The 15240-nt window shown below is 37.3% G+C and carries 11 protein-coding genes and 1 other RNA gene; 7 read left to right on the top strand and 5 right to left on the bottom strand.

Annotated features, from left to right (window positions below):
• Positions 1–388: 388 nt before the first annotated feature.
• From LB465_RS11630 to LB465_RS11620, 3 genes are all read left to right on the top strand, one after another.
• Positions 389–2746: a TonB-dependent receptor domain-containing protein gene (locus tag LB465_RS11630; protein ID WP_224470033.1), complete on the top strand. Its 2358-nt coding sequence runs from the start codon at positions 389–391 to the stop codon at positions 2744–2746.
• Positions 2747–2891: 145 nt separating this feature from the next.
• A complete protein-coding gene (locus LB465_RS11625) occupies positions 2892–3272 on the top strand; it encodes a hypothetical protein (RefSeq protein ID WP_224470032.1) in 381 nt (126 codons plus the stop codon).
• An 81-nt stretch (positions 3273–3353) separates the two neighbouring features.
• On the top strand, positions 3354–5636 hold the full coding sequence (locus LB465_RS11620) for a TonB-dependent receptor (protein WP_224470031.1): 2283 nt from the start codon (positions 3354–3356) through the stop codon (positions 5634–5636).
• Positions 5637–5711: 75 nt separating this feature from the next.
• On the opposite strand, the gene LB465_RS11615 is transcribed toward LB465_RS11620, so the two are convergent.
• Positions 5712–7337 carry an ABC-F family ATP-binding cassette domain-containing protein gene (locus LB465_RS11615; protein ID WP_224470030.1) on the bottom strand — a complete coding sequence of 542 codons (1626 nt, stop codon included), beginning with the start codon at positions 7335–7337 and terminating at the stop codon, positions 5712–5714.
• Positions 7338–7513: 176 nt separating this feature from the next.
• Here LB465_RS11615 and LB465_RS11610 point away from each other — a divergent pair, with 176 nt between their 5' ends.
• A complete protein-coding gene (locus tag LB465_RS11610; protein WP_224470029.1) occupies positions 7514–8932 on the top strand; it encodes a TlpA family protein disulfide reductase in 1419 nt (472 codons plus the stop codon).
• A gap of 149 nt (positions 8933–9081) precedes the next feature.
• Here LB465_RS11610 and fsa read toward each other — a convergent pair whose 3' ends face one another.
• The 3 genes from fsa to ffs form a co-directional block, all read right to left on the bottom strand.
• Positions 9082–9738, bottom strand: a complete 657-nt coding sequence (gene fsa, locus LB465_RS11605) for a fructose-6-phosphate aldolase (RefSeq protein WP_224470028.1) — start codon at positions 9736–9738, stop codon at positions 9082–9084.
• Positions 9739–9775: 37 nt separating this feature from the next.
• On the bottom strand, positions 9776–10597 hold the full coding sequence (locus LB465_RS11600; protein WP_224470027.1) for an SDR family oxidoreductase: 822 nt from the start codon (positions 10595–10597) through the stop codon (positions 9776–9778).
• A gap of 44 nt (positions 10598–10641) precedes the next feature.
• An RNA gene (gene ffs / locus LB465_RS11595) (signal recognition particle sRNA small type) lies at positions 10642–10740 on the bottom strand.
• Between the two features lie 87 nt (positions 10741–10827).
• Between ffs and LB465_RS11590 the strand changes: the two genes are divergently transcribed.
• Together LB465_RS11590 and LB465_RS11585 are read left to right on the top strand one after the other, a co-directional pair.
• Positions 10828–11895, top strand: coding sequence for a glutaminyl-peptide cyclotransferase (locus LB465_RS11590; protein WP_224470026.1), 1068 nt, complete (start codon positions 10828–10830; stop codon positions 11893–11895).
• Complete coding sequence (locus tag LB465_RS11585; RefSeq protein WP_224470025.1) at positions 11895–12299, top strand: acyl-CoA thioesterase; 405 nt, start codon at positions 11895–11897, stop codon at positions 12297–12299. Before LB465_RS11590 ends, LB465_RS11585 begins: the two co-directional genes overlap by 1 nt.
• 139 nt (positions 12300–12438) lie before the next feature.
• Here the strand turns inward: LB465_RS11585 and LB465_RS11580 are convergent, their stop codons facing one another.
• A complete protein-coding gene (locus tag LB465_RS11580) occupies positions 12439–13713 on the bottom strand; it encodes a serine hydroxymethyltransferase (RefSeq protein ID WP_224470024.1) in 1275 nt (424 codons plus the stop codon).
• A gap of 110 nt (positions 13714–13823) precedes the next feature.
• Between LB465_RS11580 and fahA the strand changes: the two genes are divergently transcribed.
• Positions 13824–15113 carry a fumarylacetoacetase gene (fahA, locus tag LB465_RS11575; RefSeq protein ID WP_224470023.1) on the top strand — a complete coding sequence of 430 codons (1290 nt, stop codon included), beginning with the start codon at positions 13824–13826 and terminating at the stop codon, positions 15111–15113.
• Positions 15114–15240: the final 127 nt, after the last annotated feature.

Genomic DNA, 15240 nt, shown 5'->3' with positions numbered 1-15240 from the left:
GGAGGTAAAAGACTTAACTGCGACTGGTCATAGGTCTTAAATACTGCTTTGGCTTTCATTACATGAAAATACTAAAAACCAGAAAATAATACAACAAAAAAGGCTGCCTTTTCAGACAGCCTCTTTTTTTAAATTCTTTTGAAAATACTGTAACATTTCATTTTTCTGCTCGTCTTTATAGTAGGAGAAAGATCAAAAATTGCAAAAAATGATGTTTTTCTATTATGTTATGCAAAGTATATGGTATAACAAATTAACGGGGTTATTCATCGATCAAAACCGGTAAATTCTATTCATCACAACTATGAATTTACCAAAAAATTTATTTGAGTAATATGTATTACAAGGAATTATTTTAAACATACTAATCATCAAAATCAATCAAGAAATGAAACAGTTATTTTTAATTTTAGCATTATTTATAGGCAGTTTTACTGCAATGGCCAATGAACCCGTGGGCAAAATTTCGGGTTCAATAATGGATGGCGACCTGGAAGAACCTATTCCTTACGCCACCATTAGTATTACCGATATGGAAGGCAACCTGGTTTCAGGAAACACCTCAGCAGCCGATGGTACTTTCAGTATAGATAAAATCCCTAATGGCACTTACACCTTTAAAGTCCAGTTTATGGGCTACAAACCCTTTTCTAAAGAAATTGAAATCACCAAAGATCACAAAACCTACAACTTTGGTAATATCGAGTTAGAACCAGATGTAGCGATGCTAGACGGTGTTACCGTGGTTGCAGAACGCACTACCATAGAACAAAGAATTGACCGCAAAGTGATAAATGTTGGGAAAGATCTTACTACTACCGGCGCCAGTGCTTCAGAAATAATGAACAATGTACCTTCGGTTAATGTAGACCAGAACGGTAATATTGCGCTTCGCGGAAATTCTAACGTACGTATCCTTATAGACGGCAAGCCAACCAATATGGATCCGGCTCAATTGCTAAAACAAATTCCATCGACTTCCATAAAAACTATTGAATTAATAACAAATCCTTCCGCTAAATATAACCCGGAAGGAATGAGCGGAATCATCAATATAGTATTGCATAAAAATGCCAACGATGGTTTCAACGGAAATTTAAATACTGGTGTGACCATTGGCGAAAACACTCGCTATAACGGTTCGCTGGATATGAATTATAGAAAAGGAAAATTGAATTTCTACGGAAATTTCGGCGCCCAGTTTGGCGATCGCAACAATCTTGGGAGAATTAATTTTACCGAAGATAATTACCGCCAGGCTTTCGATATTACCAATAGCAGAGAAACTTATTTATATAAGCTTGGGGTAGATTTTTACCTGAACGACAAGAACACATTTTCGTTTTACACAAACCAGAACCATTACGATGGTGGCCCCCTGGGCGCACTAAGAATAATTTACCCTACAAATCCCCAGTTGAATCTAACGCAAAACCTTGATGCCAATTTCAGTAATATTAATAGCACTTACAATTTTGCTTACGATAAGAAATTTGAGAAAGAAGGGCATAAAATTCTATTTGAAGTAGATTACAATACTTTTGATGAAGATGAGAATTCAGTCTTCAACTTTGAAGGAGACACTGATGGTTTCACAGATTACCGTGATCACGTAAAAGAAACAAGGGAAAATATAATTGCAAACGTAGATTATGAAAATCCTCTTTCAGAAAATAGCAAGCTGGAAGTTGGGGCCGAAGCCAGACTTTTAGACACCGATAATGATTACACCACTACCAGCACTTTCCTTGACGCTGCTACTTATCAATATAAAAGAGATATTTATTCATTTTACACTACTTACGGGCAGAATTTCGAAAAATGGTCTTACCAGCTTGGTGCCAGATTGGAGAATTTTAGCGTAAATGCAATTTACAACGGCGAAAATGTTTTTAGTGATGATTACTTCAATATTTATCCCAGCGGATTCTTGAATTATACTCCAAGTGAAACAAATTCTTATCAATTAAGTTATAGCCGAAGAGTTGATCGTCCAGGTTTTGGGCAGGTTAGTCCTATTCGAGAGATCAGTACACCAAGATTAACTGTTTCCGGAAATCCTGAATTAGATCCACAATTTACCAATTCCCTGGAATTTAATTACACCCGAAAATTCACTAAAAAAGGAAGCTTAACTGCCGGAGTATTCTTCAGAAATATTAATGATGAAATCAGCCAGGTTTTTATAGAAGATCCCAACGAAGAAGGTTCACTTCTACTGCAATTTGACAATTTTGAAGATAATAATGCGTATGGTTTAGAACTTGGCACCAATTATAAATTTACAGATTGGTGGAGCACCAATACTAATTTAGACTTATACAGCCAGAAATTAAAAGGCGTGGTTGGCACCGAGTATTTAGAAACCGACAATACCGCCTGGACGTTTAGAACCAACCATAGTTTTAAAGCAACCGACAAGCTAACATTCCAGTTATTTGGATTCTATAGAAGCGAAGCTAAGAACCTGCAAATGGATATGGACCCAATGTATTTTATGAATTTAGGAGGCCGATATTCTTTTCTGGACGGCAAAGCTACACTTAGCCTTAATTTTAATGATGTTTTTGACACCCAGGAATTCAGCTTCACCAATGGAAGGCCTTTACCTCAAGAAGGAAGGTTTAAAGGCGAAACCCAGAACGTATATGTAGGCTTTTCATATAGATTTGGTGGTGGAAAAAACAGGGCTCTAAAAAGAAAGCAAAGAGACGATAACGAAGCCGATGGCGGCGGAATGTTCTAAAGAATTTAGATAGCTTGTAGTTTAGTTTAATTAGCCAAAAAACCCGGTAGATGATACCGGGTTTTTTATTTTAACATTTAATTCTTCTTCAATGTGATTCAAGTCACATTCTAATACCTACAATTACATTTACCTTTGCATTTAAATGGAAAAAAGAAGCACATTTATCATTTTACTATTCACGGTAGTTATGCTGTTTAACAGCGTAAAGAGTGGTTTTATGATAAGCTTCTACCTGGTAGATAATTCAAGTTTTACTGAATTATTCTGTGTTAATAAGGACAAACCTGAATTGGAATGTAATGGAAAATGTGAAATCTCCAAATTAAGTCAGGATTCTACAACCAAGGAGAAACCAACACATCTTGATTTTCTACAGCGGCAAGTAGTTCTCTTTTTTAACCCAATGCAACAACTGGAAGTTTTTAAGTTTTCAAAAGAAGAAAAAACTCCAGTAGCTTATTTAAATAATTATACCTACCAATACTTGCCAAAGTCTTTCCATCCACCTTCTCTTAAAGCTTAATTTTTTCAGATTTATCATAAAAATCCATCGGTATAAACCGGCGGATACAATCTACTTATATCAATTTTTAAATAGAATTAAATGAGAATTTTAAGCATATTATTATTCCTGTCTTCTACCCTATTGCTACAAGCGCAGTCTAAAATAAGTCTTGTAGACGAATTTAGTATGGAACCTATAAAAGATGCAACTATACAGGTTAAAGGCAGCAGTAAAGCAGCTGTCAGCAACAAAAACGGAGAAGTTTTTATAAATTTTTCTGAAGAAGATACGCTTCAGATAAGTCACCTTAAATACCGAAAACAAAATCTTACGAACATCAAACCCGGTAACGTGATCTACCTGGAAAGATTCACTTTTAGAATCAGTGAAATCCTTCTCCTGGGAAACCCACAAATAGATCCTGCACAGAGCCTGGTAAAAACTAATTTTAGAGAAAAGGTGGTACAGCCCAAAAATGCCGGAGAGCTTTTTAGCGATATCAATGGGTTTTCCCTTATTAAACGAGGTAGTTATGCTATGGATCCAAGTATGCGTGCCAGCCAATATGAACAATTAAACATTCAGTTTGACGGTGGCACTAAAGCGATGCACGCCTGCCCTAGCCGCATGGATCCCATTACCACCCTGGTAAATCCCGAAGAAGTTAGTAGAATTGAAATTATTAAAGGCCCTTTTAGCGTTCGATACGGAAATACTTCGGGTGGAATTATTAATATGGTAACTGATAATGCAGTTGAAACCACTGATACATTTTCCGGAAGCGTTTCTTCAGGATATGAAAGTAACGGGAATTCTATGGTAAATATGGTTCAACTGGAAGGTCACCTAAATAAATGGGATCTATCTGGAAATTTCAGTCAGAGAGATTATGGCGATTATGAAGATGGAGATGGGAGAAGCATTCCTTCCTCCTTCCGCAGCCTGGGTTATAATTTGGAAGCAGGTTATTCTATTAACGAAAGTAACAGGTTAAAAGCAGGCTTCCGGCAGTCTTTTGGTCGAGATGTAAAACACGCGGGATTAATGATGGATACCGATGAAGATAATAGCAGTATTTTTAGCCTGGATTATAACTACAGGGCTGAAGGGGGAAAATTTAAAGGTTTAACCGCAAAGGCCTACTATTCTTTCGTAGACCATATTATGGACAATTACAAGCGTCCTTCTTTTAATCGAATTGAAGCAATTTCTAATGTAGAGGCAACAACTTATGGTGGAAAACTGGAAGCCGAATGGAAACTAAACAACAAGTGGCGGTTATTTTCTGGAATAGATGTTACAAATCTCTCCCGTGATGGGCAAAGAGAACGCCTTGTTAAAATGAATATGGCAGGCGAACCTTTAGCAATGCCTATGGAATTCCAGGATAAGGTTTGGCAGGACAGCTATGTAAATGATTATGGTGTTTTTGCCGAAACCAGGTTTATACTAAACAAGAAAAACATTTTCAATTTTGGAGCTCGGATAGATCATATTGTTTCAGAAAGCCGTGACCCAGACGAAAGTTTTGCTGAATTATACCCGGAAAATGGAAAGCGCAACGAACAACTTTTTAGTGGAACTGTAGCCTATAAACACCTATTAAAAGAGAATTATTCCCTGGAGCTTTCCTACGGAAGAGGTGCCAGGCCGGCAAATATGGAAGAACGCTATATTGCCTTTTTTAATATTGGAAGAGATCCTTATGAATATGCAGGAAACCCTAACCTGAAACCGGAAGTGAATAATCAATTCGAACTGGGCTTTAACGGAAAAGAAGTTTATACAGGTGCTCTGAAAAATTTCAACTTCTCTATAAGTGCATTTTATTCAATTTATGAGAACTATATCGTTGGTTTAGTAGATGAAAGCTTAACCCGAAAGAATATGCCTAATCAACCGCCTGTGCATCCAAAAGTGTTTAGAAATCTTGATGAAGCCTACAAGACAGGTTTTGAACTCTCGGGAGAACTAGTGTTTAAGTCAGGCATTAAACTGGGCACAGACCTGGCTTACACTTACACCCAAAATGAAGATCTTGGAGAGTCGCTACCGCTGTCTCCACCATTGGTGAGTAGATCACGAGTAGAATATGAAAATTCTAAATTCTGGACCGGAATTTATTACAATATTACCGCAGACCAGGAGAACATTGCTCCTTCCTTTGGAGAGACCAGAACTCCCGGTTATAGTTTAATGGATTTAAAAGCCGGAACTACCGCTATCAAAAATCTAAATATTGGCGTAGGAGTTTTAAATGTTTTTGATAAATATTATTACAATCATTTAAATTTCGCTTTTAATAACCAGGCAGATTTCACCCGTCAACCAATCACCGAACCGGGCAGAAATTTCACGATTTTTATTAATTATAATTTCTAGATAAAGAGTAGTACAAAACAAAAAATCCCGCAGATAGCGGGATTTTTTGTTTTTATAATTCAAGTGGTTTTAGGCCTATACAGCATACATTTTATCACGTTGTTCCTTTATTTTTTTATCGCTCATGTAATCATCAAAAGTAGCATAACGATCTATAGCTCCTCCAGGTGTTAATTCTATCACACGGTTGGCTACAGTTTGGGCAAATTCGTGATCGTGAGTGGTGAACATTACCGTACCTTTAAAATTCTTCAGGGAATTATTAAAGGCAGTAATAGATTCAAGGTCAAGGTGGTTGGTAGGTTCATCCAACATTACCACGTTTGCTCTCATCATCATCATTCGGCTTAACATACAACGCACTTTTTCACCTCCAGAAAGAACCCTGGAAGTTTTTAAAGCTTCCTCGCCACTAAATAACATTTTCCCAAGGAATCCGCGAATATAAACTTCTTCTCTCTCCTCATCGGTTTTAGCCCATTGTCTAAGCCAATCTACTAAAGTAAGATCGTTATCAAAGAAACCTGAGTTATCTAATGGAAGATAAGACTGCGAAGTAGTAACTCCCCAGGAATATTTCCCTGCAACAGGTTCCTGATTTCCGTTTATAATTTCATAAAAAGCGGTGGTAGCCCTTGAATCCCGGGAATAAACCACAACTTTATCTCCTTTTGCAAGGTTGATATTTACGTTTTTGAAAAGTGTTTCCCCTTCAATTGAAGCTTCCAGCTTTTCTATATTCAAGATCTGGTCTCCAGCTTCACGCTCCCGTTCAAAAATAATTGCGGGATACCTTCTACTAGAAGGCTTTATATCTTCAATATTAAGTTTGTCAATCATTTTTTTACGAGAAGTAGCCTGTTTAGACTTGGCTACGTTCGCGCTAAAACGCTGAATAAACTCCTGTAATTCTTTCTTCTTTTCTTCAGATTTTTTATTCTGCTGTGCTCTCTGTCTTGCGGCAAGCTGAGAAGACTCATACCAGAAAGTATAGTTACCGCTGTAATGATTTATTTTTCCAAAGTCAATATCAGAAATATGAGTACAAACAGCATCTAAAAAGTGACGGTCGTGAGAAACCACGATCACCGTGTTGTCATAATTAGCAAGAAAGTGTTCCAGCCAGGAGATGGTTTCATAATCCAAATCGTTGGTAGGCTCATCCATAATAAGCACATCTGGATTTCCAAAAAGCGCCTGGGCTAAAAGTACCCTTACTTTTTGCGTACCATCAAGATCTTTCATTAAAGTAGCATGATGTTGCTCTTTTATCCCTAAGTTAGACAATAAAGACGCAGCATCACTTTCGGCATTCCAGCCGTTCATTTCTTCAAATTCTACCTGTAAAACGCCTACTCTTTCTCCATCGGCATCGCTGAAATCTTCTTTCATGTAGATTTCATCCATTTCCTTCTTGATCTTTGCAAGAGGTTGGTTCCCCATAATTACGGTTTCTAAAACCGGGGTATCGTCATACAGGTTGTGATTCTGCTCCAGTACAGACATTCGTTTACCCGGCTCCAGGTTTACACGGCCAGAAGTTGGCTCAGATTTTCCAGAGAGGATGTTTAAGAACGTTGATTTCCCGGCACCATTGGCTCCAATAATTCCGTAGCAATTGCCTTGTGTAAAAGTGGTGTTCACTTCATCAAACAAAACACGCTTGCCAAATTGAACCGAAAGATTTGATACTGAAAGCATAAAATAGAATTTGTAAATTTTTTGCAAAAATAGCCAATCTTCAAGACTTATCTAAAGATTAACGTTTTTATTATTCTTTTAACTCCCGATTAACAACCCGGGTATAGGGCTCTGGCTATATTTGCTCCTACTGCGATATTTAACAGCATTCCAGGCCCTTAGTTCTCAAGATTTACATGAAATATTATCTACTTTTTTCTCTTATAGGAGTTATTCTTTTTACCGGTTGTGAAGACTCTAACAAAGACCAGAAAGGAACTTTTGTTGGAGGTCAAATTATGAACCCCTACAATCCCTATTTTATACTTTCTAAAGGGAATGAGACCATTGATACTTTATTTTTAGATCAGAATAACCAGTTTGGGAAAAAATTCGAAAATTTAGAAGCCGGAATTTATAGTTTTAAACATCCACCAGAAAACCAAATTATGTATTTGGAACCTGGAGATAGTGTTTTAGTTTGGCTAAACACCATGCAATTTGACGAATCGCTAAATTTTAGTGGTCCTGGAGCTGCAAAAAGTGGTTTTCTTCTCGATATGTTTCTTAATAATGAAAGGAACAATAACTTGATGCTCTCCTATTACAAAATTAAGCCTACCGAATTTGCCGAGATTACCGATTCTATAAAAAATTCCCGAAAAAATAAACTAAAAGATTTAAACGAAAAGAAGAAATTCTCTCAATCGTTTTTAGCACTCGCCAATAACAGTATAGATTACGATTTTTATCACCTTAGGGAGCGCTATACTTTTTTAGTGAAGAAATATTACAGCGAATTAGCACAACAAATTCCAGACGATTTCCACGATTACCGCGAAGACCTTAATTTTAACAACTCTCAGCTTAAAGAATACTATGGTTATCTTAATTTTATTGAAGATTACCTAAGAACCCGCTCTATTGAAAGGTGTTTGGAAAAATTTGATACCAATTCCAATTGCTTTGAATTACATTCTGTAGATAATATTAAATACCGAATTAGCCTGGCCGATTCTTTAATTGATAAAGATGGAATCAAGAATATTTTTATAAATCGATTGGCAATTCAGGGTTTGGTATTTTCTAATGATACTGAAAAGATTGACAGTATTATGGAAATCCTTGAAGATATTGAGTTTAAAGGCGAAAATCTACCCGATTTAAAACAAATGGCGGGTATTCAAAAAAGTTTGCTGCCCGGGAACAATATTGGAAATTTATCCCTAATAAATTTTCAGGAAGAAACCATTCAAATAAAAGATATTTCAGATAAACCCATAGTTACCTATCACTGGTCTATGGAAGCACCCGAACATTATAAATGGCAACATTCTATTATTTCTAACCTCAGAGAAAAATATCCTGAACTGGAATTTGTAGGAATTAATATCGATAAAGATTCTCTACAGTCCTGGAAAAATACTGTGGAAATTTATGATATGAATAAAAGCAGAGAATACAAACTGAGTTCATCTGGTATCAATGTGAATTTACTTAAAAACTACCTTAATAAACTCATCTTTCTGGATACCAACGGGAATATAATAAACGGGCAAGCACAACTCAACACGCCTAATTTCGAAAGGCAAATCCTTGAGTTTTTGAACAATTAAGAAGGCTATTCAGAGAGTTTTTTAAAATTTATCGTCATCCTGAACTTGTTTCAGGATCTAAGATGTTAGAAGCTGAAATAAATTCAGCTTGACGCGAAATAATCAGAACTCCCCAAATAGCCTTTCTTAAAAATTTTAATCAGAAAATCTTATTGATTCCCCTTCTTATAGTCAGCAAGGAATTTCTCTAAACCAATATCAGTAAGTGGGTGTTTTAATAAACCTTCAATAGAAGAAAGTGGCCCGGTCATAACATCGGCACCTAATTTAGCACATTCTAAAATGTGCATGCTGTGACGCACAGAAGCGGCAAGAATTTCAGTCTCAAATCCGTAGTTGTCGTATATCAATCTAATATCTGCAATAAGATTTAAACCATCGGTAGAGATATCGTCTAAACGGCCAATAAAAGGAGAAACATAAGTAGCCCCAGCTTTAGCAGCCAATAAAGCCTGCCCAGCAGAAAACACTAAGGTACAGTTGGTTTTAATTCCGTTATCGCTAAAGTATTTTATGGCTTTAATTCCTTCTTTAATCATTGGAACTTTTACAATAATTTGCTCGTGCAATTCTGCCAGCTCCTCACCTTCTCTAACTATTCCGTCAAAATCGGTAGCGATTACCTCAGCACTCACGTCACCGTCTACAATTTCACAAATTTCCCTGTAATGCTTGTATATATTATCTTTTCCGGAAATTCCTTCTTTCGCCATTAAAGACGGATTGGTGGTTACACCATCTAAAACCCCGAGCGCCTGGGCTTCCCTAATTTGATCAAGATTGGCTGTATCAATAAAAAATTTCATAATCTATAGTGTTTGTTAATATGTTGTATTCGCAAAATTATAACTTATAATGCTTTAAGAGCATTTTTTCATATACTTTATCGGGCAAAATTCGCTTTAAACCGACTGAGAATTTCTGTAACGCCTCTCCTACTTTATAATGCCCACGGGGATCTTTTTCCTGAATAATCTTATGGACAGCTTTCGCCATTAGTAAAGGATCTTTCCCCGCATCTACATCTTCATTCATCAATTTCAGGGTATTCCCGTAGGGTTCTTTATAAGGAGAATCATCGAGTACCGGTGCGTGATAACGGCCGGCCGCGATATTAGTAGCAAAATCGCCGGGAGCCACATTCGTCATTTTAATATTAAAACCTTTTAACTCCATTCTAAAAGCTTCGGTAGTAAGTTCTAAAGCTCCTTTTGAAGCCGAATAAATTCCACGGTAAGGCAAGCCCATATAACCTGCAATAGATGTAATATTGATGATTAATCCGTTATTTTGCTTTCTCATATTAGGCAAAACCGCTTTTATCACTTTTATAGGCCCAAAATAATTGGTTTCAAAAGCTTTGGCGATTTCTTCATCCGGGGTTTCTTCGATTGGCCCGGTAATTCCAACTCCGGCATTATTGATCAGCACATCAATTTTACCTTCTTCAGCAATTACTTGTTCAATTGCAGCGGCAATAGTTTCGTTTTTGGTTACATCTAAAGCAACCATTGCAAAAGGAGGATGAGAAATTTTTGAGGGGTTCCGACTGGTGCCGTAAACTTTAAAGTTGTGGTTTGAAAGATATTCGCCTATAGATTTTCCAATTCCGGAAGAAGCTCCGGTAATAAGCACTACTTTTTGAGGAGAAGTATTTGTTTTCATAGGCTGCAAATATGCGATAAAATTTAGAACCTTTTAGAAACAAAAAATGGCAAGCTCCCCACATCACACCGCTACGACCGCCTACCCTTGCTGCGTTCCCGCCCTGGGGGATTCAGCAGGAGCTGGTTGTGTGGGACTTGCCGGTGCAAATATACAATCTTTCCTACTTTACGCAAGTATTTTTTGAAGTGAATTAAGTATTTTAGCAAGGTATTTAATGCATAAGAATAATGAATAAATTTAAGTTACTGTGCCTGTTATTATTAGGCTTTATAATTTTTTCCTGCGGAAGTAATTCCGATAAAAAAACTTCTTATTTTAAGTTGAAAACTGATGAAAATAAAACTGAATTTCAACTTGGCGAGACTATTCAAGGCTCGATTGAAAATTTAAAAGACCGTCAAATAGATTCTATTCGCCTGTTTTTTCAGCAGAAATATTTAAAAACCCTAACCGCGGAAACTTCTTTTTCGGTTGCTTTAGAAAACACAAAATTAGGACGCCAAAAACTAGAAGCCATCGTTTTTTCTGAAGGAGAAACCGATACTATTAGTGATAACCTTAAGATTTTAAACAACCAGTCTCCAAAGGCTTATACTTACAAAGTAATCAAGGAATATCCGCACGATGATGAAGCTTATACACAGGGGCTGGAATTTTACCGAGATACTTTATATGAAAGCACCGGGCAATATGGCAATTCTTCCTTAAGAAAACTCAACCTGGAAACCGGAGAAGTTTTGAATAAAATAAACCTGGACGACACTTATTTTGGCGAAGGCCTAACCATTCTAGATAATAAACTTTACCTACTAACCTGGCGGGAAAAAGAAGGGTTGATCTATAATTTGGATAACTTTGAACAAACCGGCACTTTCGGTTATAACCAAAGCAAGGAAGGTTGGGGCTTATGTAACGATGGCAAGAATCTTTACAAAAGTGATGGTACTGAAAAAATCTGGATCCTTGATGCGGAAACTTTGGCTGAAAAAGATTTTATCCAGGTAGCTACCAACACCAAAATTTATTCGAAGTTCAATGAGCTGGAGTGGGTTGAAGGAAAGATCTATGCGAATACCTACCAGTTTCCCAGTGTTACCATTATTAATCCTGAAAACGGTGCAATAGAAGGCGTAATAGATTTTAGAGGATTACGGGAACGCTTAACAAACCTGCCAAGCCTGGATACGCAAAACCACGTTTTAAACGGAATCGCTTATAACCAAAATACCAACAAACTCTACGTAACCGGAAAAAACTGGGATAAGATCTTTGAGGTAGAAATAATCGAAAAATAATGGCTGAAACCCCAGAAATATTTGAACAAAGTTTTCTAGTTGAAGAACGGCATTTAGACGAGCAAAACCACGTTAATAACGTACAGTATGTTCAATGGGTTCAGGATGTTGCAAAAGCGCATTGGAAGGCCAGGGCTACAAAGGAGCAAAACGAAAAATTCTTCTGGATAGTGGTAAAACACGAAATCAGTTATAAGCAGCAGGCTTTTTTGGGCGATAAGATCTTATTGCAAACCTATGTAGGTGAAACCACTCACGTAAAATCTGTTCGCCACGTCATTATCAAGAATGCTGAAACCGGAAAAGTTTTGTTAGAAGCAAAAACCACCTGGGCGCTTATGGATCAGGAAAAGAAAAGACCTACTAAGATTTCAGAAGAATTAAAGAAAGTTTTTCAGCATTAATATAGGTTTGCTTTTTTTCAAAGTCTTTGGTAATAAAAAAGCTTATTTGAAAGTCCTTTCATCCTAGATCCTGAAACAAGTTCAGGATGACGTGATATAGAACATCAAATAAGCTTTAGAATATTCAGTATTGAAAAAATTACACTTTAAAAAGTGGTTTTCCCTTCATCATAGCTTTTACTTCATTTTTCACAGCTTCCAACTCACTATCATTATCAATATTAGTGATCACACGCTCAATAAAGTCTACAATTTTAGGCATATCGGCTTCTATAAGTCCGCGGGTTGTTACTGCCGCTGTACCAATTCTAATTCCTGAAGTTACAAATGGCGATTTATCGTCAAAAGGCACCATATTTTTATTTACCGTAATTTCAGCTTTACTTAAAGCTTCCTCCGCCTCTTTTCCGCTTACATCTTTATTTCTAAGATCAATAAGCATACAATGATTATCGGTTCCACCGGAAATTACTTCATAACCTTTATCCATAAAAGCTTCGGCAAGTTTCGCTGCATTCTTTTTCACCTGTACGGTGTAATGCAAAAACTCATCGGTTAAGGCTTCTCCAAAGGCAACTGCTTTTGCAGCGATAATATGCTCTAAAGGCCCACCCTGGTTTCCGGGGAAAATTCCGCTGTTAAGCAACGTAGACATTTTTTTGAGTTTTCCGTTTTTCAGCTTTTCCCCAAAAGGATTTTCAAAATCTTTACCCATCATTATAATTCCTCCACGAGGCCCACGAAGTGTTTTGTGCGTAGTTGAAGTTACAATGTGGCAATGCGGCATTGGGTCACTAATTAATCCTTTGGCGATAAGGCCAGCAGGATGCGCGATATCAGCTAACAAAATTGCTCCTACACTATCGGCAATCTCCCTAAACCTTTTATAATCTATTTCCCTTGAATATGCCGAAGCTCCGGCGATAATCATTTTAGGTTTTTCTCTTTCAGCAATTTCAGCAACCTGATCGTAATCTATTAGTCCGGTTTCTTTATCTACCCCATAAAATACAGGATTATAAAGTTTTCCGGAAAAATTTACAGGAGAACCGTGCGTTAAATGCCCCCCGTGAGAAAGATCAAATCCTAAGAATTTATCTCCCGGGTTAAGGCAGGTATGAAATACCGCAGTATTTGCCTGTGAACCCGAATGTGGTTGCACGTTAGCATATTCGGCATTAAATAATTCTTTTAAACGATCTATAGCCAGTTGTTCTACTTTATCTACCACTTCACAACCGCCGTAATAGCGTTTTCCCGGGTAGCCTTCAGCATATTTATTGGTAAGAACAGAACCTGCAGCTTCTAAAACCTGCTCACTTACAAAGTTCTCGCTGGCAATTAACTCCAGCCCATTAAGTTGGCGTTCTTTTTCTTCCGCAATTAAATTAAAAATTTCGGTGTCTCGTTGCATTTCAAAAGTTTACGTTAAATATTCATCAAAAGTAAGAAATACATTCGGTTAATAACAGGAAAATAATATATTTGGATTCATTAGATTTCTTAATAAAAACAAAAAATCATATGCCTATTACAGCTAACGACCCAAATAGAAAAACCTGGTTGGAAACTTCGGAAAACACCGATTTCCCTATTCAGAATATTCCTTTTGGGGTATTCCTAACCCGGGACGATGTAATTACCATAGGCTCCCGTATAGGAGACTTTGCGATAGACCTTGGCGCCTTGCACCAATTGGGCTATTTTGAAGGAATTCCGTTAACCGATGATATATTTTTACAGGATACCCTTAACGATTTTATTTCTGATGGAAAAAAGACCTGGCGACTGGTTCGTAACCGAATTGCCGATATTTTTGACGCTAAGAATGCAAAATTAAGGGATAACGAAGAGCATAGAAGCCGTGTGCTTTTTACCCTTGATGAAATTGAAATGCAGATGCCGGTTCAGGTTGGTGATTACACCGATTTTTATTCTAGCAAAGAACACGCTACCAATGTAGGTACGATGTTCCGTGATCCTGAAAATGCACTTTTGCCAAACTGGCTTCATATTCCTGTTGGTTACCACGGAAGAAGTTCTTCTATAATCCCAAGTGGAATTCCGGTTCACCGCCCACAGGGACAAACAAAACCAAAAGATTCTGACACACCTGTTTTTGGTCCTTCCAAAAGAGTGGATTTTGAAGTTGAAATGGCCTTTATAACCACAGATGCGAATGTTTTGGGTGAGCCAATTCCAATAGACGAAGCCGAAGAATATATTTTTGGAATGGTATTGTTTAACGACTGGAGTGCACGAGATATTCAAGTTTGGGAATATGTGCCTTTAGGACCATTTTTAGCCAAGAATTTCGCTTCATCTATTTCCCCCTGGATTGTTACTTTAGACGCTTTAGAGCCCTTTAGAACCGAAAGTCCAAAACCTGAAGTAGAGTTATTTCCATACTTAAGAAGTACCGGTAAGAAAAGCTTCGATATTAATCTTGAAGTTTCCCTTAAACCGGAGAATTCGGAAGAAACCCCGCTGGCAAAAACCAATTTCAAGCATATGTACTGGAATATGAGTCAGCAGCTGGCGCATCATACCGTTAACGGTTGCCCGGTAAATTCTGGTGATATGATGGCTTCTGGAACTATTTCAGGCAAAACACCAGATAGTTACGGCTCTATGTTAGAACTTTCCTGGAAAGGTGAAAAACCCGTAAAACTTAAGGACGGAAGTGAACGTAAATTTATTGAAGATCACGATACAGTGATTATGCGTGGGTATTGCCAAAGTGAAGGCCGAAGAATTGGTTTTGGCGAAGTAAGCAGCCAGTTATTACCGGTTTTTGAACTTAAGAAAAAATAAAAATTACTGAAATTATATAAAAAGGAGGCTGTCCCAGACAGCCTCTTTTCTTTTAAAACGATATCTTATTAAGTTCTGTTCTTTTTCTTCGCGGCCTTGGCAGCACGCTTTTCCTTTAAACTCAAGA

It is taken from the genome of Salegentibacter lacus, assembly GCF_020164555.1.
Lineage (GTDB): Bacteria > Bacteroidota > Bacteroidia > Flavobacteriales > Flavobacteriaceae > Salegentibacter > Salegentibacter lacus.
The sequence above is the reverse complement of the archived record's forward strand: the minus strand, read 5'-3'. Positions and strand labels throughout refer to the sequence as shown.

Bases quoted from the DNA above. Each gene is read 5' to 3' on its own strand.
- LB465_RS11625 (WP_224470032.1), top strand. From the start codon at position 2,892: ATGGAAAAAAGAAGCACATTTATCATTTTACTATTCACGGTAGTTATG.
- LB465_RS11590 (WP_224470026.1), top strand. From the start codon at position 10,828: ATGAATAAATTTAAGTTACTGTGCCTGTTATTATTAGGCTTTATAATT.
- LB465_RS11615 (WP_224470030.1), bottom strand. From the start codon at position 7,337: ATGCTTTCAGTATCAAATCTTTCGGTTCAATTTGGCAAGCGTGTTTTG.
- LB465_RS11580 (WP_224470024.1), bottom strand. From the start codon at position 13,713: ATGCAACGAGACACCGAAATTTTTAATTTAATTGCGGAAGAAAAAGAA.
- LB465_RS11600 (WP_224470027.1), bottom strand. From the start codon at position 10,597: ATGAAAACAAATACTTCTCCTCAAAAAGTAGTGCTTATTACCGGAGCT.
- LB465_RS11630 (WP_224470033.1), top strand. From the start codon at position 389: ATGAAACAGTTATTTTTAATTTTAGCATTATTTATAGGCAGTTTTACT.
- LB465_RS11585 (WP_224470025.1), top strand. From the start codon at position 11,895: ATGGCTGAAACCCCAGAAATATTTGAACAAAGTTTTCTAGTTGAAGAA.
- fsa (WP_224470028.1), bottom strand. From the start codon at position 9,738: ATGAAATTTTTTATTGATACAGCCAATCTTGATCAAATTAGGGAAGCC.
- fahA (WP_224470023.1), top strand. From the start codon at position 13,824: ATGCCTATTACAGCTAACGACCCAAATAGAAAAACCTGGTTGGAAACT.
- LB465_RS11610 (WP_224470029.1), top strand. From the start codon at position 7,514: ATGAAATATTATCTACTTTTTTCTCTTATAGGAGTTATTCTTTTTACC.
- LB465_RS11620 (WP_224470031.1), top strand. From the start codon at position 3,354: ATGAGAATTTTAAGCATATTATTATTCCTGTCTTCTACCCTATTGCTA.